This is a genomic window from Bacillus sp. S/N-304-OC-R1 (assembly GCF_019749375.1).
In the GTDB taxonomy this organism is placed as follows: domain Bacteria; phylum Bacillota; class Bacilli; order Bacillales; family Cytobacillaceae; genus Cytobacillus.
In genome coordinates this window covers 1-20684 of sequence record NZ_JACWFE010000027.1, presented here as the reverse complement: position 1 = coordinate 20684, position 20684 = coordinate 1, and the positions used below count along the sequence as shown (strand labels likewise).

General features: G+C 39.3%; 19 protein-coding genes and 1 rRNA gene. All 20 read left to right on the top strand.

What is annotated here, in order from left to right:
* The first annotated feature begins 31 nt into the window (after positions 1-31).
* Positions 32-2515, top strand: a complete 2484-nt coding sequence (gene spoIIE / locus H0173_RS21460; protein WP_221848830.1) for a stage II sporulation protein E — start codon at positions 32-34, stop codon at positions 2513-2515.
* Between the two features lie 76 nt (positions 2516-2591).
* A complete protein-coding gene (locus tag H0173_RS21455; RefSeq protein WP_221848829.1) occupies positions 2592-3344 on the top strand; it encodes a vWA domain-containing protein in 753 nt (250 codons plus the stop codon).
* The gene (locus tag H0173_RS21450) at positions 3313-4323 is read left to right on the top strand and encodes a serine/threonine protein kinase (protein WP_221848828.1); all 1011 of its coding nucleotides are present in this window, start codon (positions 3313-3315) and stop codon (positions 4321-4323) included. Before H0173_RS21455 ends, H0173_RS21450 begins: the two co-directional genes overlap by 32 nt.
* Positions 4324-4420: 97 nt before the next feature.
* Positions 4421-5809 (top strand): tRNA lysidine(34) synthetase TilS, encoded by a 1389-nt coding sequence (gene tilS, locus H0173_RS21445; protein ID WP_221848827.1) that lies wholly within the window; start codon positions 4421-4423, stop codon positions 5807-5809.
* Positions 5810-5907: 98 nt separating this feature from the next.
* Complete coding sequence (gene hpt / locus H0173_RS21440; RefSeq protein ID WP_221848826.1) at positions 5908-6453, top strand: hypoxanthine phosphoribosyltransferase; 546 nt, start codon at positions 5908-5910, stop codon at positions 6451-6453.
* Between the two features lie 144 nt (positions 6454-6597).
* Positions 6598-8589, top strand: coding sequence for an ATP-dependent zinc metalloprotease FtsH (ftsH, locus tag H0173_RS21435; protein ID WP_221848825.1), 1992 nt, complete (start codon positions 6598-6600; stop codon positions 8587-8589).
* Positions 8590-8722: 133 nt separating this feature from the next.
* Complete coding sequence (locus tag H0173_RS21430; RefSeq protein ID WP_221848824.1) at positions 8723-9499, top strand: type III pantothenate kinase; 777 nt, start codon at positions 8723-8725, stop codon at positions 9497-9499.
* A 35-nt stretch (positions 9500-9534) separates the two neighbouring features.
* The gene (gene hslO, locus H0173_RS21425; protein ID WP_221848823.1) at positions 9535-10413 is read left to right on the top strand and encodes an Hsp33 family molecular chaperone HslO; all 879 of its coding nucleotides are present in this window, start codon (positions 9535-9537) and stop codon (positions 10411-10413) included.
* A 22-nt stretch (positions 10414-10435) separates the two neighbouring features.
* Complete coding sequence (locus tag H0173_RS21420) at positions 10436-11332, top strand: peptidyl-prolyl cis-trans isomerase (protein WP_313770683.1); 897 nt, start codon at positions 10436-10438, stop codon at positions 11330-11332.
* Between the two features lie 221 nt (positions 11333-11553).
* Entirely contained in the window at positions 11554-12483 is a 930-nt protein-coding gene (gene cysK, locus H0173_RS21415; RefSeq protein WP_221848822.1) for a cysteine synthase A, read from the top strand.
* A 107-nt stretch (positions 12484-12590) separates the two neighbouring features.
* Entirely contained in the window at positions 12591-14006 is a 1416-nt protein-coding gene (locus H0173_RS21410) for an anthranilate synthase component I family protein (protein WP_221848821.1), read from the top strand.
* Entirely contained in the window at positions 14003-14575 is a 573-nt protein-coding gene (gene pabA / locus H0173_RS21405; RefSeq protein WP_221848820.1) for an aminodeoxychorismate/anthranilate synthase component II, read from the top strand. The genes H0173_RS21410 and pabA overlap by 4 nt, the downstream gene beginning before the upstream one ends.
* An 11-nt stretch (positions 14576-14586) precedes the next feature.
* Complete coding sequence (gene pabC / locus H0173_RS21400) at positions 14587-15444, top strand: aminodeoxychorismate lyase (protein WP_221848819.1); 858 nt, start codon at positions 14587-14589, stop codon at positions 15442-15444.
* A gap of 73 nt (positions 15445-15517) precedes the next feature.
* The gene (gene folP / locus H0173_RS21395; protein ID WP_221848866.1) at positions 15518-16282 is read left to right on the top strand and encodes a dihydropteroate synthase; all 765 of its coding nucleotides are present in this window, start codon (positions 15518-15520) and stop codon (positions 16280-16282) included.
* A gap of 3 nt (positions 16283-16285) precedes the next feature.
* The gene (gene folB, locus H0173_RS21390; RefSeq protein WP_221848818.1) at positions 16286-16648 is read left to right on the top strand and encodes a dihydroneopterin aldolase; all 363 of its coding nucleotides are present in this window, start codon (positions 16286-16288) and stop codon (positions 16646-16648) included.
* Positions 16648-17175, top strand: a complete 528-nt coding sequence (gene folK, locus H0173_RS21385; protein WP_221848817.1) for a 2-amino-4-hydroxy-6-hydroxymethyldihydropteridine diphosphokinase — start codon at positions 16648-16650, stop codon at positions 17173-17175. Before folB ends, folK begins: the two co-directional genes overlap by 1 nt.
* Positions 17127-17342, top strand: a complete 216-nt coding sequence (locus tag H0173_RS21380) for a helix-turn-helix domain-containing protein (RefSeq protein ID WP_221848816.1) — start codon at positions 17127-17129, stop codon at positions 17340-17342. The genes folK and H0173_RS21380 overlap by 49 nt, the downstream gene beginning before the upstream one ends.
* Positions 17343-17455: 113 nt before the next feature.
* Positions 17456-18457 carry a tRNA dihydrouridine synthase DusB gene (dusB, locus tag H0173_RS21375; RefSeq protein WP_221848815.1) on the top strand — a complete coding sequence of 334 codons (1002 nt, stop codon included), beginning with the start codon at positions 17456-17458 and terminating at the stop codon, positions 18455-18457.
* A gap of 196 nt (positions 18458-18653) precedes the next feature.
* Positions 18654-20153: a lysine--tRNA ligase gene (gene lysS / locus H0173_RS21370; RefSeq protein ID WP_221848865.1), complete on the top strand. Its 1500-nt coding sequence runs from the start codon at positions 18654-18656 to the stop codon at positions 20151-20153.
* 347 nt (positions 20154-20500) lie between these two features.
* A 16S ribosomal RNA gene (locus tag H0173_RS21365) occupies positions 20501-20684 on the top strand; the annotation flags it as partial.

Here is a 20684-nt window from a genome sequence, read left to right as displayed (position 1 = left end):
CAGTACGATAAAGGATGGGGAGTGTAATAAAATGGAAAAGGTAGAAAGGAATTTAATTGAGCCGATCGGAGAAGTGAATTTTGACAGACCCAAATTGGAATTCGCGAAGGGATTAGGTAAATTTCAGTTATGGATGGAAACCTTTTTTATTAAGAAGGGCTATCTGCTTTTATTGATTGGTTTTTTACTTGGCAGAGCATTAATTTTGGCCAAGCTTACTCCTTTTAGTCTCCCGTTTTTTGCTGCGGTTTTTTTCATCAGAAGGGATAAAGCCCCCATTGCGTTAGTAGGGCTAATTGCTGGTGCTGCTACGATCTCGATTTCAAATGCAGTATCTGTTTTTGGCATTACGTTTCTGTTCTTATTCGCCTTTCGCATTGCAAGGAAATGGCTTCATAATGAAATACGCGCCTTGCCATTTTTTGTGTTTTTAACATTGCTCGGTGGAAAATTGGCAGAGGATTTCATATTAACAAATCGGCTGACCATTTATGACGGTATGATGGCTGGGGTAGAGGCAAGTCTTGGATTTATTCTTACGCTGATCTTTATTCAGAGCATTCCGCTCCTCTCTATTAACAAGCGCCGTCAATCGCTGAAAACAGAAGAAATTGTTTGTTTAATCATTATGCTTGCTTCGGTTATGACCGGTACGATTGGGTGGTCTGTTTATGATTTGTCTGTTGAACATATTATGTCAAGATATCTCGTTTTGCTGTTCTCCTTTGTTGCTGGTGCCACTGTCGGATCAACTGTTGGGGTCGTAACTGGCTTAATTTTTAGTTTAGCGAATGTATCCAGCTTCTTTCATATGAGTTTGCTAGCCTTTGCCGGCCTTCTTGGCGGCCTGTTAAAAGAAGGCAGGAAAATCGGTGTTGCTGCAGGGCTTATGATTGCTACATTATTGATTGGCATGTACGGAGAAGAAAGTGGAACTCTATTAAAAACAGTATTAGAATCTACCGCTGCTATTTTATTGTTTCTACTTACTCCTCAAGCTTTATCATCAAAACTTGCCAAAAATATTCCCGGCACACCTGAGTACGCAGCTGAACAGCAGCAATACATGCGGAAAATGCGAGATGTTACAGCTCAAAGAGTGGCACAATTTTCGAATGTCTTCCAAGCGCTTTCGAAAAGCTTTTCATCCTATGATGAGCCGACTGAGTGGGAAGAGGATGACAACGGTCGGGAGCTTGATTATTTCTTAAGTAATGTAACGAGTAAAACATGTCAAAGTTGTTTTAAGAAGGAGCATTGCTGGACAAGGAACTTTGATACAACCTATGCCTATATGGAAGAGATTATGAATGAATTGGATGAAAATTATGGTGAAATTACGCCAAAGCTCTCTAGGGAATGGGAAAAGCATTGTACGAGATCGAAAAAGGTAACGGAGGTTATTCAGCAGGAGCTGACCTTTTACTACGCGAACCAAAAGCTAAAGAAACAAGTGAAGGAAAGCAGAAAATTAGTAGCGGATCAATTACGAGGCGTTTCTGAAGTAATGGGTGATTTTGCTAAGGAAATTCAAAGAGAAAGAGAAAATCATCATAAGCAGGAAGAGCTTATTTTAGAAGCACTGCAGGATTTTGGCATTCATATTGAACAAGTGGAGATTTATAGTTTAGAACAAAGAAATGTAGATATTGATATGACCATTCCTTACTGCCAAGGACATGGAGAATGCGAAAAGCTAATTGCTCCAATGCTTTCTGATATTTTGGGAGAAACGATTGTTGTCAATTCAGAAGAGTGTTCAACCTATCCGAATGGCTTCTGTCATGTAACCTTCCGATCCGCCAAAGCTTTTACGGTTGAAACAGGGGTCGCACATGCTGCAAAAGACGGTGGATTTATTTCGGGTGATAGTTATTCTACAATCGAGTTAGGGTGCGGGAAATTTGCGATTGCTATCAGCGATGGAATGGGGAATGGAGAGCGAGCTCATATTGAAAGCAAAGAAACGCTTCAGCTTTTACAGAAAATCCTTCAGTCAGGGATTGAGGAGAAGGTAGCGATCAAGTCCGTAAACTCTGTTCTCGCGTTGCGTACAACAGATGAAATATTCTCTACCCTCGATTTAGCGATGATTGATCTTCAAAATGCAGGAGTAGAGTTTTTAAAAATAGGATCAACCCCAAGCTTTATTAAACGTGGAACGAAGGTATTAAAGGTAGAAGCAAGCAATCTACCAATGGGTATTCTGCAGGAGTTTGAAGTAGATGTTGTGAGCGAGCAGCTGAAAGCAGGAGATCTCTTAATTATGATGAGTGACGGTATCTTTGAAGGACCAAAGCATGTAGAAAACTTCGACCTATGGATGAAGAGAAAAATATGCGAGCTAAAAACCGATAACCCTCAAGATGTAGCCGATTTAATTATGGAGGAGGTTATTCGGTCCAGATCAGGCAATATCGAAGATGACATGACGGTAGTAGTAGCCAAAATCAAGCATAATACACCAAAGTGGACAAGTATTCCTGTTCACGCATTACGAAAAAAAGCTAATTAGTTAATTTAACCCAAATAAAAAGAAAATATGTATATTTCCCCTCCATAAAGTCGAAAATGTAGATAAATTTATAAAAATGGAGGGGAGCTTTATGAAAACAGGCACGTTAAAGCAAATACTATTAATAACAGATGGCTGCTCTAATCAAGGTGAGGATCCTATGGCTATGGCTGCCTTAGCCAAGGAGCAGGGGATTACTGTAAATGTCATTGGAGTCATGGAAAAAGATGTTATAGATGAAAAAAGTATGAATGAAATTGAAGGAATCGCTATGTCAGGGGGAGGGATCAGCCAGGTTGTCTATGCCAAGCAGCTTTCCCATACTGTTCAAATGGTAACAAGAAAAGCGATGACACAGACTCTACAGGGGGTTGTGAATCGTGAGTTACAGCAAATTCTAGGGGGAGCCAAAACAGTTGAAGATCTTCCTCCCGACCAAAGAGGCGAGGTCATGGAGGTTGTTGATGAGCTCGGAGAAACAGTAGAGCTAGAAGTACTTGTATTAGTCGATACGAGCGCAAGCATGACACATAAGCTCCCAACCGTAAAGGAAGCGCTGCTCGATTTGTCATTAAGCTTAAATGCGCGTTCAGGAGAAAATCGCTTTTCTGTTTTTGTATTTCCAGGGAAAAAGAATGAAGTAGAAAAGCTGCTGGATTGGTCGCCGAATCTAGGAGCGTTAACTAGTATATTTGGGAAATTAACAACAGGCGGCATTACCCCGACAGGACCAGCCATACGTGAAGCACTAACCTATTTTAAGAAAAAACGCTCATTAAGGAGTCTGCTTTCCCGTGATGATGAATCATTCTTTGAAGAGTCAGTTTAATTTTTATCCTGGTACAGTCATTGAAGGAAAATGGCATCATAATCGCTATACCATTATAAAGGAGCTAGGGTTTGGAGCAAATGGTATTGTGTATTTGGCTCAATCAGGCAGTCAAAAGGTTGCGTTGAAATTGAGCGATAATGGAATGTCCATAACATCTGAAGTAAATGTATTAAAATCTTTTGCTAAGGTCCCAGGCTCTGCCCTTGGGCCTTCTTTGCTTGACGTTGATGATTGGATAAACAAAGGCAGACAAATCCCTTTTTATGTTATGGAATATATTGAAGGACCTAACCTTTTAACATTTATTGAGCAGAAGGGCTCAGCATGGATAGAAGTCGTTATTCTTCAGCTCCTTAGTGATTTACATAAGCTTCATGAAAGCGGCTGGGTATTTGGAGACTTAAAGCCTGAAAATCTAATTGTGACAGGGCCTCCGCCTCGGATTCGCTGTATTGATGTTGGCGGTACGACGTTACAAGGACGCGCTATTAAGGAATTCACGGAGTTTTTTGATCGGGGATATTGGGGGCTTGGTACTAGAAAGGCGGATCCCGCTTATGACCTTTTTGCCGTGGGTATGATTCTTATTAATATTGCCTACCCGAAAAGGTTTCACAAAACTTCAGGAGATTTGAAGCAGCTCATATCTATGATCAGGCAAAAGAAGGAGTTATTAAAATTTGAAGGACTTATTTTACACGCTTTACAAGGGAAGTTTACATCTGCAGAGGAAATGAGAAGTTATATGCTGCAACAGAATCAGAATCAGAATCAGACCCAGCAGCCAAAGCCTCAGCCTCAAAAAAACAAAACTGCGCAAAAAAGAGGGCAAACAAAGGTAGTAAAAAATAATATTAACGTGAGCCGGCAATCCTATTTAAAAAAGAAAAAAAGGGGAGGGGTTTTAGAAACAATCTTAATTTTTCTGATTATTTCTCTTCTTTATGTTATTTATATATACGGTCAATTAGTCTAGCGGCATTGATTCTTTTTGAAAGAGATGCAATAAAAATGGTATGCTTTAAGTATATTAAGGACATCAAGTTGTAAATTTAATGATAAGGAAGAAGCATATGCTAGATGCAAAAGTAAGAGCTTTTCTTCAGCGTAAAAATATGAAGTTAGAAAATAAACGGCTATTGATAGGTGTTTCGGGAGGGCCTGATTCACTGGCTCTTCTTCACTATTTTTGGAGCAGAAGACAGCAATTAAACCTTTTTATGGTAGCAGCTCACGTGGACCATATGTTTAGAGGAGAAGAATCTTTAGCGGATGCAACATTCGTTCAGGAATTTTGCAGGACAAAAGGAATTCCGTTCGAAATGGAACAGATCAATGTTCCTGAATACATAGAAGCAACAGGAAAGAGTTCACAAATTGCAGCAAGAGAATGCAGATACCGTTTTTTCGAAAAAATGATGGAAAGATTTGAAGCCGATTATCTTGTTTTAGGACATCATGGAGATGACCAGGTTGAAACGATTCTAATGCGGCTAACGAGAGGGAGTTCGGGGGATGCTAGGGCTGGAATAGTCTTTATGAGGCCCTTCGGTAAGGGACAAATCCTCCGCCCTTTTTTGTGTCTAAATAGAGAGCAAATAGAAAATTATTGTTCCGAGCATGATTTAAATCCTCGGAGAGATCCAAGCAATGAAAAAGATATATACAGCCGAAATCGTTTTCGTAAAGAAATTATGCCTTTTTTAAGGAAGGAAAATCCCCAGGTTCATGAGCATTTTCAGCGGTTTAGTGAAGAAATTCAAAGTGATGAGGCATTTTTGCAGGAATTAACTGTCCAAAAAATGAATAAAGTAATGGAAAAGAAAACTGAACAGGAAATAATCGTGAATATAATGGATTTTCAAGCTATGCCAATACCTTTACAAAGGAGAGGTATTCAACTAATATTAAACTATCTTTATAAGAATAAACCTGCATCTTTATCTGCAATACATATTGAAAATGTTTTTTCATTAATGAGCAGTCCTCACCCGTCTGGAACCCTTCATTTCCCAAGCGGTTTGAATATTGTACGTTCATACGAAAAATGCCATTTTCTATTTCGTACTAATTCAGTACAATCCTATCGTTTTGAAATAGCGGAACCCGGAGAGGTTAAGCTGCCAAACGGCAGTTCTATATTATTTGCTTATGCAAATAATCTTAATGAAGGCTCTCATACAAAAAACCTTCTTTTAGATCATCAGACAATTTCTCTTCCGCTCATTATTCGAACAAGAGAAAATGGAGACCGTATGACATTAAAAGGGATGGAAGGGTCTAAGAAAATAAAAGACATTTTTATTGATAAAAAGGTACCGCTGCCAGAGCGGAATATTTGGCCGATTGTAACCGATAGCAAAGGTGAGATCCTATGGATACCCGGGATAAAGGAGTCCAAATATTCATTGGAGCAAGGTTCAAATTCAAGTTATATTTGTTTAACTTATTTGGAGAATTAATTTTATAAGCAGCGACAAGAAAAGCAGGCTACAGCTTACAACTGAAATGAAATCACCACTTAATAACGAGCAATGATCTTCTAGGGGGCACACGAAAGATGAAAAATGATATTGAAAAGGTACTAATATCGGAAGAAGAAATCCTGACAAAAACAAAAGCACTTGCAGCAGAGCTAACAGAGGAATATAAAGACCGTTTTCCACTTGCTATCGGGATTTTAAAAGGGGCTATGCCTTTTATGGCAGACCTGCTAAAGCATATGGATACTTATCTAGAAATGGACTTCATGGATGTTTCTAGCTATGGAAACTCTACAGTTTCTTCAGGTGAAGTTAAAATTGTTAAAGATTTGGATACATCAGTTGAGGGTCGGGACATTCTAATTATTGAAGATATTATCGACAGCGGTCTGACTTTAAGCTACTTGGTTGATTTATTCCGTTATCGTAAGGCAAAGTCCATTAAAATTGTTACATTACTTGATAAGCCAACAGGTCGAAAAGTAGATCTAAAGGCTGATTATGTAGGATTCATTGTTCCTGATGAATTTGTTGTAGGCTATGGATTAGATTATGCTGAGAAATACCGTAATTTACCATATATCGGAGTTCTTAAACCAGAAATTTATAGCAACAACAATTAATATTAATAAGTAAGTTCATTATTTTTAATAAGCCTTTTTTACAGCCAGAATAATCCCAGTGTTGAAAAGTGTAAATCCTTGTATTGTCACAATTCACTATGCTACTATACATTATAGTTTGTTAACCGTGGGAGGAGGTAAGGGATGAATCGGATCTTCCGGAACACCATCTTTTATTTATTAATATTTTTAGTTATTATCGGTGTTGTTAGCTTTTTTAACGGCAACAATGAACCGACTAAACAAATATCTTATGATGAATTTGTAAGCCATTTGGAGAGCGGCGATATTAAGTCTATTTCAATGCAGCCTGAAAGAGGCGTGTTTGAAGTACGCGGCCAGCTTGAAGGGTATGATAAAAACCAGTATTTCCTTACTTATGTTGTGAATAGTGATAGTATACTTGACCGAATTGATACGCTAGCTCAAAAATCAAAAGTAGATTTTCAGCCAGCTAAGGAAACAAGTGGTTGGGTTACTTTCTTTACTTCCATTATTCCTTTTATCATCATCTTCATTTTATTCTTCTTCCTGCTGAACCAAGCACAGGGCGGTGGAAGCCGTGTAATGAATTTTGGTAAAAGTAAAGCAAAGCTTTACGATGAAAGTAAGAAGAAAGTCCGTTTTAAAGATGTAGCGGGTGCAGATGAGGAGAAACAGGAACTTGTTGAAGTAGTGGAATTCTTAAAGGATCCTAGAAAGTTCTCTGAACTAGGGGCCAGAATTCCTAAAGGAGTTCTGCTTGTGGGACCTCCTGGAACGGGTAAAACATTGCTTGCTCGTGCTGTAGCGGGTGAAGCTGGAGTACCGTTCTTCTCCATCAGTGGTTCAGACTTCGTTGAAATGTTTGTCGGGGTAGGTGCTTCCCGTGTTCGTGATTTATTTGAAAACGCGAAAAAGAATGCACCATGTATTATCTTCATTGATGAAATTGACGCAGTTGGACGCCAGCGTGGCGCTGGACTTGGCGGCGGTCATGATGAACGTGAACAAACGCTAAACCAATTGCTTGTTGAAATGGATGGATTCGGTGCGAATGAAGGAATAATTATCGTTGCTGCGACAAACCGTCCAGACATTTTAGACCCTGCCTTACTGCGTCCAGGACGCTTTGACCGTCAAATCACGGTTGACCGTCCAGATGTAAAAGGAAGGGAAGCTGTTCTTAAGGTTCACGCAAGGAATAAACCTTTAGATGACACAGTTAATTTGAAAGCTATTGCACAGCGTACACCTGGATTCTCAGGTGCAGACTTAGAAAACCTATTAAACGAAGCTGCTCTAGTAGCTGCTCGTCAAGATAAGAAAAAGATAGATATGACGGATATTGATGAAGCTACGGACCGTGTTATTGCTGGTCCAGCTAAGAAAAGCAGAGTCATTTCCAAAAAGGAAAGAAATATTGTTGCTTTCCATGAAGCAGGTCATACTGTAATCGGTGTTGTTCTTGAAGATGCTGAAATGGTTCATAAAGTTACGATCGTTCCTCGCGGCCAGGCTGGAGGATATGCGGTAATGTTACCGAAAGAAGACCGCTTCTTTATGACAAAGCCTGAGCTTCTTGATAAAATTGTTGGATTGCTTGGCGGTCGTGTAGCTGAAGAAATTGTCTTCGGTGAAGTAAGTACTGGAGCACATAACGACTTCCAGCGCGCAACAGGCATCGCACGCAGAATGGTTACTGAATTTGGTATGAGTGACAAGCTTGGTCCATTACAATTTGGCCAATCTCAAGGCGGTCAAGTGTTCTTAGGCAGAGATTTCAATAACGATCAAAACTACTCTGATGCGATTGCATACGAGATTGATTTAGAAATTCAACGTATTATTAAAGAATGCTATGAAAAGGCGAAAAAGGTTCTTACAGAAAACCGTAAAAAGCTTGATTTAATTGCCAATACTCTTCTTGACGTTGAAACTCTTGATGCAGAGCAAATTAAGCATTTAATGGAAAAAGGTACATTACCGGATCGTACTGTTAAGGCAGATGACGCCTCTACAACAGATGTTAAAGTAAATATTAACATCAACAAGGAAGTCAATACTGGTACAAGTGAGATTCCTGAAGCTAGAGAAAATACAACTCCAGCAGAAATGGAAAATCCGCCTGCTATCGGAGAAGATAAAAAAGAGTAACGAGAAAAGCGCTCATTTTGAGCGCTTTTTTGTTTCTGATTATACGATTCCTTTCAAGTTATGTTATGATGTTTTCAGTGAAAAAGCTGATGGTTTTAACTAACAAAACTTAAAGAATAAAGTGGTGAATATAATGATATTTGTTTTTGATATAGGGAACACAAATATGGTGCTTGGTGTATATGATGGAGATGAGCTAAAGTACCATTGGCGAATTGAGACAAACCGGCACAAAACGGAAGATGAATATGGAATTGTCATTAAATCTTTATTTGAACATGTACAGCTTTCTTTTAATGATATTAATGGCATTATTATATCTTCTGTTGTTCCGCCTATTATGACAGCACTTGAGCGCATGTGTGACAAGTATTTTAACATTAAACCATTAATCGTTGGACCTGGTATTAAAACAGGCTTAAATATAAAATACGAAAATCCAAGAGAGGTTGGGGCGGACCGTATTGTGAATGCGGTTGCTGCTATACATGATTACGGCAGTCCACTAATCATTGTCGATTTTGGTACGGCTACAACCTATTGTTATGTTAATGAGAATAAACAATACATGGGAGGTGCTATTGCTCCTGGGATTGGCATCTCAACAGAGGCGCTTTATTCAAGAGCAGCCAAGCTTCCAAGAATTGAAATTGCCCGTCCAGAAGGAATTATCGGAAAGAATACCGTTTCTGCTATGCAGGCGGGCATTTTATTTGGTTATGTTGGCCAAGTAGAGGGAATTGTAAAAAGGATGAAAGAACAGGCAAAAGAGGACCCGACGGTCATTGCTACAGGCGGGCTAGCAGGATTAATTTCAAAAGAGTCAACGGTTATTGATATTGTTGATCCATTTTTAACTTTAAAAGGACTGCAGTTAATTTATAAGCGAAACATGGAAACTGCAAAATAGAACAGCTGGGAAGAGCATAAGAAAGGAGATTTAACATGGGTGATTATTTAGTTAAGGCACTGGCATTTAATGGACAAGTTCGTGCATATGCTGCTCGTACAACTGAGACAGTTGGCGAGGCTCAAAAAAGACATCAAACTTGGCCGACAGCATCAGCAGCACTTGGAAGATCCATGACAGCAGGTGTAATGATGGGGGCCATGCTTAAAGGCGAAGAAAAGATCACAATTAAGATCGAGGGCGGAGGCCCAATCGGCCCGATATTAGTAGATAGTAATTCAAAGGGAGAGGTACGCGGCTATGTGACACATCCTCAAACCCACTTTGATTTAAATGAACAAGGCAAGCTGGATGTACGGCGTGCGGTAGGTACTACAGGGACTCTTACTGTCATCAAAGATATCGGAATGAGAGAGCATTTCTCAGGGCAGGTTCCGATTGTTTCTGGAGAATTAGGGGAAGATTTTACGTACTACTTTGTTACTTCAGAACAAACGCCTTCTTCTGTTGGAGTAGGGGTTCTTGTGAATCCTGATAACACGATCTTGGCAGCAGGAGGATTTATTCTGCAGCTCATGCCTGGAACGGAAGAAGAAACAATCAGCCAAATTGAAGAACGTCTTAATAAAATTCCGCCGGTATCTAAACTTATTGAACAAGGTCTTACTCCGGAGGAATTATTAATCGAGCTTTTAGGAAAAGACAATTTGAAAATTTTAGAGAAACAGCCCGTTTCTTTTACTTGCACATGCTCTAAAGAGAGATTTGGAAATGTGATTACTAGCTTAGGGGCTCATGAAATACAAGAAATGATAGACGAAGAAGGAAAAGCAGAGGCACAATGCCATTTCTGTAATGAAAAGTACCTTTATACAAAGGAAGAATTAGAGGAATTAAAACAAGCAGCAGAGTAAATGGCTTTTGGAGGAGAAAGAGTTGAAGAAGGAGAGGCTGAAAAAGGAGAGACTTAAGCTTATCATCCTGGGACTGATATTATTAAATGTCTTAACCATTGCCATTTTTCTAATAAAAGGAAGTCCAGGACAAAATGAAACAGTGGCAACTATCGGAAAAGAGAAAATTACTCGTCAAGACTGGCTGAATGAAATGGAGTCACGGTATGGAAAAGAAGTATTAAAAGAACTAATTGACCAAAAAGTGATAGAATCAGCTGGTAAAAAGTACGGAGTGAAAGTTTCAGATAAGGCAGTGGAACGTGAGCTTCTCATGTTCAAAACAATGTATGGCTCTTCAGGAGGTTATCAAGCATCTGATGAAGATAAATGGAAACAGCAGATTAAAAGCAGCCTCATGCTGGAGGAGCTGTTAACCAAGGATGCAAAGATACCTGAAAAAGATATTAAAAATTATTATGAGCAAAATAAAAGCCAATTTCAGTTGCCTGATTCCTATCATATTTCTCAGATTATCGTTAAAACAAAAAAAGAAACTGAACAAACAATAAAAGAGTTGAATCAGGGTTCTAGTTTTTCTGTCTTGGCAATGGAACGCTCAATCGATGAATTCACAGCCAACATTGGCGGAGACGCAGGTTACGTCAGCGAAGAAAATGAACGTTATTCCAAGTCATTTATGGATGAGATTAAAAATCTGAAGCCAGGTAAGTGGAGCAAGGCGATTAAAATTGATGAGGGCTATGCAATAGTGATGCTTCATGAGCATGTAAAAGGGAAAGATTACTCTTATAAAGAGGTTAAGGATCAGATCCGCAGGCAAATTGCATTGGAGCAAATGGATACGCCTGTTTCCGCCCAGCCGCTTTGGAATGAAATACATGTGGATTGGTTTTACGGAAAGACGGAAGCGCATTAGAATTTATTCAGGGTGACTCCTTTTTAAGCGAGTCATCTTTTTTTCATTAATCACAGGGTGTATGTTTTTGTCCAAAGTGGATAGTTTAAAGGGAGATTAGGCGAAAGTATGAACTTTTGTAAAAATCATACTTTTTCAGTTGAAATCATTTGACATTATTGCCTATAAGTATTAAATTTTAATTAAACCAATATAAATACTCGGATTAAGGAGTGGGGAAAATGCCTCGTGTAGCAAATTCAGTTGCAGAACTAGTAGGTCAAACACCAATTGTTAAGCTTAATCGAATGGTAGATGAAAATAGTGCAGATGTATATTTAAAATTAGAATATATGAATCCGGGAAGCAGTGTTAAGGATCGGATTGCTTTAGCAATGATTGAGGCTGCTGAAGAAAGTGGCGCTTTAAAGGAAGGATCAACGATTATTGAGCCTACGAGCGGAAATACTGGAATCGGTCTTGCGATGATTGCGGCGGCAAAAGGCTACAAAGCAATTCTAGTTATGCCTGAAACCATGAGTATGGAGCGACGAAATCTTCTCCGTGCATATGGTGCAGAATTAGTGTTGACACCAGGGCCAGAAGGTATGGGTGGAGCCATTCGTAAAGCAGAGGAACTGGCTAAAGAAAATGGCTATTTTATGCCTCAGCAATTTGAGAACCCATCTAACCCAGAGATTCATCGCCGTACAACAGGAAAAGAAATTGTTGAACAAATGAGCGATGGGCTAGATGCGTTTATTTCCGGAATTGGTACTGGGGGAACAATTACAGGAGCTGGAAGCGTACTGCGTGAGAAGTATAATGATATTAAGATCTATGCAGTTGAACCAACGGATTCACCAGTCCTTTCAGGTGGTAAGCCTGGCCCGCATAAAATTCAAGGAATTGGAGCAGGATTTGTTCCGAAGGTATTAAATACAGAAATTTATGATGAAATTATTAAGGTTACAAATGATGAAGCATTTGAATATGCACGCCGTGCTGCTAAAGAAGAAGGAATTCTTGGGGGAATTTCTTCAGGAGCTGCTATTTTTGCAGCCTTACAAGTAGCAAAAGAGCTTGGAAAAGGCAAAAAGGTACTTGCGATCATTCCAAGTAACGGAGAGCGTTATTTAAGTACACCGCTTTATCAATTTGAAACTGAATAAATAACTATTAAGCAATAGCTTAGCTTTAAGCTGTTGCTTTTTTTATTTTTATCTGAGCTTTCTTCATGTATGATGGAAAAAGAATAGTATGTAGAGGTGAAATCCCTGTGAAGAAGTTTAAAATACACGCAAAAAAAGTCCCGTTTTCGTATGATCTTTTTTATAAGCAATACCGACATTTAGCTGAAGGGAAACAGCACCATGTCATATTAGAAAGTGGAAGAGGCGGCAGATATAGCATTGCTGCTTTTGACCCTGATCATGTAATTATAGGAAAGAATTCAAAATTAGAAATTATTGATACAACTGGAAAGCAAGTACTTGAAGGAAATCCGCTTCACTTATTGCAAGAGTGGATGAGCCATTTTGAAGTGGATAAAGTGAAGGAACTGCCTGACTTTCAAGGTGGTGCGATTGGCTTAATCAGCTATGATTATGGCCGTTATATTGAAAAATTGCCACAAGTAGCCCTAGACGATCTGGCTATTCCAGATATTCACTTTCTAACATTTAAAGAATGGTTTGTGTTTGATAAGATACATAATGTTTTATGGATCATGTTTTTGTATGAAGAAAATGATGATAACCAAGTACTAGATAAGAAGACAGCAGAATGGGAAAGGCTTTGGACAACAGAATATCCTGCAATTAGGAAGGACGATCTTCAAAATGTTGAGGATCAGCTCGAAGTTTCTATGAGTGAAGAGGAATTTATTCAAGCCGTTGAAAGGGTACAGGATTACATTTCAAAAGGTGATGTATTTCAAGTAAACCTTTCAGTTCGCCAAAGCCGCTCAATTCGAGTAAAGGCAATTGAAGTGTATGAACAGCTAAGAGTATTAAATCCTTCTCCATATATGGGATACTTCCATACCCCTGAATACCAGCTTGTGAGTGGCTCGCCTGAATTATTAATTAAGAAAAAGGATGAAGAGGTAAGCACACGCCCGATTGCAGGCACTCGTTCACGAGGTAAAGATGAGGCAGAGGACATTGAGCTTGCGAATGAATTAATTGAAAATGAAAAAGAGCGGGCAGAGCATGTGATGCTTGTTGATTTAGAAAGAAATGATTTAGGGCGAGTATGTGAGTTCGGCTCTGTGGAAGTTAATGAATTTATGGTCATTGAGAAGTATTCACACGTCATGCATATCGTTTCCAATGTAAGAGGGAAACTTGCTGAAGACAAGGATGGCTTTGATTTAATCGATGCTGTCTTCCCTGGTGGAACGATTACAGGTGCACCTAAAATTAGAACAATGGAAATCATTGAAGAGCTAGAGCCTGTTACAAGAGGCCCATATACAGGATCACTAGGGTGGATTAATTATAACGGGGACACAGAGCTGAATATCATCATTCGTACGATGATTGTGAAGGAAGGCAAAGCACATGTACAAGCTGGTGCAGGCATTGTAATCGATTCAAATCCCAAGAATGAATATAAGGAATCATTGAAAAAGGCGATTGCGCTATGGAAAGCGAAGGAGATGGCCGAACAGGAAGAGGGTGTTCAGAAATGATTCTGATGATTGATAATTATGATTCATTTACGTATAACCTTGTTCAGTACTTAGGTGAAATAGGCGAAGATTTAGTGGTAAAAAGAAATGATGAGATCACAATAGAAGAAATTGAGGAGCTAAAACCAAAATTTCTAATGATTTCACCAGGCCCATGCACTCCTAATGAAGCAGGAATCAGTTTGCAAGCTATCGAGGCTTTTGCCGGTAAGATACCTGTATTTGGCGTCTGTCTTGGACATCAATCTATTGCACAAGTATTTGGCGGCGATGTTGTTCAAGCAGAGAGGCTCATGCATGGAAAAACATCTGATATACACCATGATGGAAAAACCATTTTTCAAGGCTTGCCTAACCCGTTCCCGGCAACGCGATATCATTCTTTGATCGTGAAGAAGGAAACTCTGCCTTCTTGTTTGGAAGTATCGGCTTGGACTGCTGAGGGAGAAATAATGGCAGTCCGTCATAAGGAGCTGCCTATTGAAGGGGTACAGTTTCATCCAGAGTCTATTATGACAGTGGCTGGCAAGGACTTGCTTAGAAATTTCATTCGCTCTTACGGAAGCTAGGAGGAGAATGCATGTATTTATATATGAATGGCAAGCTTGTTGGAAAGGAAGATGCACTCATTTCTCCATTTGACCATGGTTTTTTGTATGGGATGGGTTTGTTTGAAACATTTAGAACGTATGGCGGACACCCTTTTTTATTAGATGACCACCTAGATAGGTTAAATAATGGATTAAAAGTGTTAAATATTGATGTTCGATACACGAGAGAAGAGATTGTAAAGGCTATAAGGCTTCTTTTGAAGGAGAATAAGCTAGAGGATGCCTATTTTCGGCTAAATGTTTCAGCGGGGATTGGTGAAATTGGATTGCAGACTGAAGCATATGAAAACCCGAATTTAATTATATTTGCCAAGCCTCTTCCCCCACAAAATCCATTCCAGGAGAAAAAGGCAGTTATTTTAAAGTTAAAGCGCAACACACCGGAAGGATATGAGAGGCTAAAATCTCATCACTATTTAAATAATATTTTAGCAAAAAGAGAGATTGGGAATTCTCCTGATTGTGAAGGGATTTTTCTTACTAAGGAAGAATTCTTGGCTGAAGGTGTTGTATCGAATCTTTTCTGGATTAAAGAAAGTACCCTTTTCACCCCCGCGATTGAAACAGGAATCTTAAACGGGATTACAAGACAGTTTATTATTAGTCTTGCGAGAAAAAATGGAATGCATATTCACGAAGGTTTTTTCTCCTTGGACGAAGCAATACAGGCAGAAGAAATGTTTGTTTCGAACTCTATTCAAGAAATGGTGCCAATATCCTCATTTGACGGAAAGCAAATGCCAGGTGCTAAAGGAGAAAAGGTAAGGAAGCTTCAAAGATTATATCAGCAGCATACAGTCAATTTATGGAGCAGAGATTTATTGTAAGGAGGTTTTTGTTTTGAATCATACAATACAGTGTGGACCTTATTCATTGGATTACAGCAAGAAAACATTGATTATGGGCATTTTAAATATGACTCCTGACTCGTTTTCAGATGGAGGAAAGTTTAATCATATAGAAGTGGCGGTAGAGCGTGCCATTCAAATGGTGGAAGACGGGGCCGATATTATTGATATTGGCGGAGAATCAACTCGGCCTGGTTTTGCTGCTGTCTCGGAAGAAGAGGAGCTTGAAAGAGTCATACCTGTAATAGAGGCGATTTCTAAACAAGTGAAAGTACCAATCTCAATAGATACTTATAAGGCTGGAGTAGCTCGTCAAGCGATCAAAGCAGGAGCACATATTATTAATGATATTTGGGGAGCGAAGGCAGACCCTGAAATGGCTAGAGTGGCTGCCGATTTACAGGTGCCAATCATTTTGATGCATAACCGTAAGAATCTTGATTACACCGTTTTTTATCGAGACGTGGTCAATGATTTATATGAAAGCATTACATTGGTTAAAAATGCGGGTGTGAAGGATGAGAATATTATATTAGATCCCGGCATTGGCTTTGCTAAAGACCTGGACTTCAACCTTGAAATGATGAGAAATTTAGATAAGCTTGTTTCAATTGGTTATCCTGTTTTACTAGGAACTTCTCGAAAATCGATGATCGGCGCGGTTCTTGATTTGCCGGTTGAAGAGCGGATGGAAGGTACAGGGGCAACAGTTTGCTACGGAATTCAAAAAGGCTGTCAGATTATCCGAATTCATGATGTAAAGGAAATGAAAAGAATGACGGTTATGATGGACGCACTTCTAGGGAGGGAGAACTAGAAGATGGATAAAATCACCTTAAACAAGATGGCTTTTTATGGGTATCATGGTGTTTTTCAAGAGGAAACCCGCCTTGGTCAGCGCTTTTTTGTAGATTTGACAGTAGAAACAGACTTGAAAAAGGCAGGACAAACGGATCATCTTGAGGACTCTATTAATTATGCAGAGCTGTATCAAGTATGTAAGGAAATTGTTGAGGGAAAGCCTTTTAAACTAGTTGAGGCGGTAGCAGAAAAGATTGCCGGGGAAATGCTTAACCGTTTTAAGACTATTTCCCAAGTTACGGTAAGGGTTGTTAAGCCGGACCCTCCAATACCAGGCCATTATGAATCGGTTGCAGTTGAAATAACAAGGAGCAGGGGATAATGAAAAATGAAGCTTATATAGCTTTAGGCTCTAATATTGGAGACAGACTTGAAAGCTTAAAAGAGGCTATTGCTAGTATCGAAGCGATACCAGAAATAAAAGTAGCAGAAACTTCATCGATCTATGAAACTGATCCTGTCGGTTATGAGGATCAGGATCAGTTTTTAAATATGGTTATTCGAGTAGAAACGTACTTAAGCCCTTTAGAATTGCTTCATACATGCCTTGATATAGAAAAAAACCTTGGCAGAAAAAGGGATATTAGGTGGGGGCCACGAACCATTGACCTTGACATTCTACTCTATAATCAAGAAAATATTATTTCGGAGAAGTTAACTGTTCCACATCCTCGGATGCATGAAAGAGCTTTTGTCATCATTCCTCTACTAGAGATTCAGTCCGGCATCAGGCTTCCGACGATGGAAGTTCCTCTTCAAGATGTTATAGAGAAAATACCTGATAGAGAGGGAGTACGAATATGGAAGCAGAAAAATGGGGAAGACGTATTCGCGCTTTTCGAAAATTAAAAGGCTTTACTCAAGAAGGATTTGCTAAAGAGCTTGGTGTTTCGGTCTCTATCTTAGGAGAGATTGAAAGGGGAAACAGAATGCCTTCGCTAGATTTATTAATGCGGGTTGTTTCGATTCTAAATATTACCATTGATGATTTGACGCCGCCGGAGGAAAATGAATAATTGTAATTCTGTTTTATTAAATATATAAGTGTCTAGCTCCGAGCGAGGATAGGCTCGAGGGCATATGCCTGATAAGCAGGCACTCTCCGCTTTTCTGATAAGGAGGTTCGAATATGTTCAAAATTGGAGATATTGAGTTGAAAAATCGAGTGGTTCTTGCTCCTATGGCAGGAGTTTGTAACTCAGCATTCCGTCTCACTGTGAAAGAATTTGGCGCTGGACTTGTATGCGCTGAAATGATTAGTGATAAAGGGATCGTTTCCAAAAACAAAAAAACAATGAACATGCTTTATATAGATGAACGTGAAAAACCGCTAAGCCTGCAAATTTTTGGCGGCGAAAAGGAAACCTTAATTGAAGCTGCTCAATTTGTTGATAAGAATACAAATGCGGATATTATTGATATCAATATGGGCTGTCCTGTTCCCAAAATCACTAAATGTGATGCTGGAGCAAAATGGCTTCTTGACCCGGATAAAATTTATGAAATGGTGTCAGCAGTAACGAACGCTGTTGAAAAGCCAGTTACCGTTAAAATGCGTATGGGCTGGGACGAGGATCATATTTATGCTGTCCGCAATGCTCAAGCAGTTGAAAGTGCTGGCGGAAATGCGGTTGCCCTTCATGGACGTACACGGGTTCAAATGTATGAAGGAAAGGCAAACTGGGATATTATTCGCGAAGTAAAAGAGAATATTAACATTCCGTTAATCGGAAATGGCGATGTCGAAACACCTCAAGATGCAAAACGCATGCTTGAAGAAACTGGCTGTGATGGGGTTATGATCGGCCGTGCTGCACTGGGTAATCCATGGATGATATATCGTACTGTTAAATACTTGGAGACTGGAGAATTAACGGAAGAGCCAAGTGTGCGTGAGAAAATTGATGTATGTATCCTTCACCTTGATCGACTGATTGCCTTGAAGAATGAACATATTGCAGTTCGTGAAATGCGTAAGCATACAGCCTGGTATCTAAAAGGAGTTCGTGGCAACGCATTAGTAAGAAATGCTATTAATACTTGTGAAACAAGAGAGGATCTTGTGACGTTGTTAAATGCGCTTGTTATCGAGGCTGAAGAGAAAGAGAGAAGCCAAATTCAAGCTGGATAATGTTTGACATCACTAGCTTCTTTAACTATAATACTTTTGATACAGAGAGGACTGCCAGTGTACAAGCTGGCAGTTTTTATTCTATTTATAAACATTATTGATGTGTGTGCTGCTTACTTTGTGTAAAATAATAAAAGTATAAGGTTTCATTATTTCGCAGTTTTCCGCTTTACATAAAAAGATTTGCAAATTGGAGATGATACAAGTGAGTCAAAATCATGAAGAATTAAATGACCAGCTTATGGTCAGAAGGGAAAAAATGAATAGCCTGCGTGAAAAAGGGCTAGATCCATTTGGAAAGAGGTTTGATCGCTCTCACCAGTCAGAGGAATTACTTGATCAATATGGAGCGCTTGAGAAAGAAGAATTAGAGGAAAAGAATGTATCTGTAACGATTGCTGGCCGTATCATGACGAAGCGCGGTAAAGGAAAAGCTGGATTTGCCCATATTCAGGACTTAACAGGACAAATTCAAATTTATGTACGTACAGATGCAGTAGGAGAAGAAAGTTATGAAATTTTTGATTCTGCTGATCTAGGTGACTTAGTCGGAGTATCCGGAACTCTTTTTAAAACAAAAGTAGGCGAGCTTTCGATTAAAGTACAAGAGTTTGAGCTTTTAACTAAATCACTGCGCCCGCTGCCGGATAAGTTCCATGGTTTAAAGGATGTAGAGCAGCGCTATCGTCAGCGTTACTTAGATTTAATTATGAGCGATGAAAGCAAAAAGACTTTTATTACTCGCAGCCGTATTATTCAATCTATGCGCCGCTATTTAGATAGCCATGGCTATTTAGAAGTTGAAACCCCGATGATGCATTCCATTGCTGGGGGAGCATCAGCTCGTCCGTTTATCACCCACCACAATGCACTTGATATGGAGCTTTATATGAGAATCGCTATTGAGCTTCATTTAAAGCGGCTAATTGTAGGTGGATTAGAGAAGGTATATGAAATTGGCCGTGTATTCCGAAATGAAGGAGTTTCAACACGCCATAATCCTGAATTTACGATGATTGAACTATATGAAGCTTACGCAGATTATCGGGATATTATGAGCTTAACAGAAAACCTAATTGCACATATTGCACAAGAAGTACTTGGAACAACCACTATCCAATATGGTGAATATGAAGTGGATTTAAAGCCAGAGTGGAAACGACTTCATATGGTCGATGCAATTAAAGAATATACTGGTGTTGACTTCTGGAAAGAGATGTCTAAAGAAGAAGCGCATGCTTTAGCGAAAGAACACGGGGTTGAAGTAACGGAGCATATGCTTTATGGCCATGTCGTAAATGAATTCTTTGAGCAAAAGGTCGAGGAAAAGCTGATCCAGCCGACATTCATTTATGGACATCCTGTAGAAATTTCGCCACTTGCTAAGAAAAATGAACAAGACCCTAGATTTACAGATCGTTTTGAGTTATTTATTGTTGCACGTGAGCATGCAAATGCATTTACAGAATTGAATGATCCAATCGATCAAAGAGAACGCTTTGAGGCACAATTAAAAGAGCGTGAGCAGGGCAATGACGAAGCTCATATGATGGATGATGATTTCATCGAAGCATTAGAATATGGAATGCCTCCAACAGGCGGATTAGGAATAGGTATTGACCGTCTGGTTATGTTATTAACCAATTCTCCGTCTATCAGAGATGTACTACTATTCCCTCTTATGCGTCACAAATAATAAAATGTTTAAGGCAGGGCACAATAAAAGGTGCCTTGCTTTTTTATTATGAAACTAAGTAATATTGCGGAAGAATAAAATGAATATTTTCACTTCTGAATTTCTTAATTAAAAACCTAAAAACCTATTGCGCAATAGTAATTAAGGTGGTATATTTATATCCGTTGCCGCTAATACGGCGGTTAAAAAGGATTAAAAAAGTTGTTGACTCAGCTTAATAAACCTGTTATTATTAAAAAGTCGCTTATGAGCGACTAGATAGTTCTTTGAAAACTGAACGAACAAAAACGTCAACGTTTTAGTCTTTTTACTTAAAAAAGACATTTATGAGCTAATCAACTCACAATTTATTGGAGAGTTTGATCCTGGCTCAGGACGAACGCTGGCGGCGTGCCTAATACATGCAAGTCGAGCGAATCTGAGGGAGCTTGCTCCCAAAGGTTAGCGGCGGACGGGTGAGTAACACGTGGGCAACCTGCCTGTAAGACTGGGATAACTTCGGGAAACCGGAGCTAATACCGGATAATTCTT

What these genes read in the sequence shown, in the direction of transcription:
- spoIIE (WP_221848830.1), top strand. Translation starts at nt 32, where the DNA reads ATGGAAAAGGTAGAAAGGAATTTAATTGAGCCGATCGGAGAAGTGAAT.
- H0173_RS21455 (WP_221848829.1), top strand. Translation starts at nt 2,592, where the DNA reads ATGGAGGGGAGCTTTATGAAAACAGGCACGTTAAAGCAAATACTATTA.
- H0173_RS21450 (WP_221848828.1), top strand. Translation starts at nt 3,313, where the DNA reads ATGATGAATCATTCTTTGAAGAGTCAGTTTAATTTTTATCCTGGTACA.
- tilS (WP_221848827.1), top strand. Translation starts at nt 4,421, where the DNA reads ATGCTAGATGCAAAAGTAAGAGCTTTTCTTCAGCGTAAAAATATGAAG.
- hpt (WP_221848826.1), top strand. Translation starts at nt 5,908, where the DNA reads ATGAAAAATGATATTGAAAAGGTACTAATATCGGAAGAAGAAATCCTG.
- ftsH (WP_221848825.1), top strand. Translation starts at nt 6,598, where the DNA reads ATGAATCGGATCTTCCGGAACACCATCTTTTATTTATTAATATTTTTA.
- H0173_RS21430 (WP_221848824.1), top strand. Translation starts at nt 8,723, where the DNA reads ATGATATTTGTTTTTGATATAGGGAACACAAATATGGTGCTTGGTGTA.
- hslO (WP_221848823.1), top strand. Translation starts at nt 9,535, where the DNA reads ATGGGTGATTATTTAGTTAAGGCACTGGCATTTAATGGACAAGTTCGT.
- cysK (WP_221848822.1), top strand. Translation starts at nt 11,554, where the DNA reads ATGCCTCGTGTAGCAAATTCAGTTGCAGAACTAGTAGGTCAAACACCA.
- pabA (WP_221848820.1), top strand. Translation starts at nt 14,003, where the DNA reads ATGATTCTGATGATTGATAATTATGATTCATTTACGTATAACCTTGTT.
- pabC (WP_221848819.1), top strand. Translation starts at nt 14,587, where the DNA reads ATGTATTTATATATGAATGGCAAGCTTGTTGGAAAGGAAGATGCACTC.
- folP (WP_221848866.1), top strand. Translation starts at nt 15,518, where the DNA reads ATGGGCATTTTAAATATGACTCCTGACTCGTTTTCAGATGGAGGAAAG.
- folB (WP_221848818.1), top strand. Translation starts at nt 16,286, where the DNA reads ATGGATAAAATCACCTTAAACAAGATGGCTTTTTATGGGTATCATGGT.
- folK (WP_221848817.1), top strand. Translation starts at nt 16,648, where the DNA reads ATGAAAAATGAAGCTTATATAGCTTTAGGCTCTAATATTGGAGACAGA.
- H0173_RS21380 (WP_221848816.1), top strand. Translation starts at nt 17,127, where the DNA reads ATGGAAGCAGAAAAATGGGGAAGACGTATTCGCGCTTTTCGAAAATTA.
- dusB (WP_221848815.1), top strand. Translation starts at nt 17,456, where the DNA reads ATGTTCAAAATTGGAGATATTGAGTTGAAAAATCGAGTGGTTCTTGCT.
- lysS (WP_221848865.1), top strand. Translation starts at nt 18,654, where the DNA reads ATGATACAAGTGAGTCAAAATCATGAAGAATTAAATGACCAGCTTATG.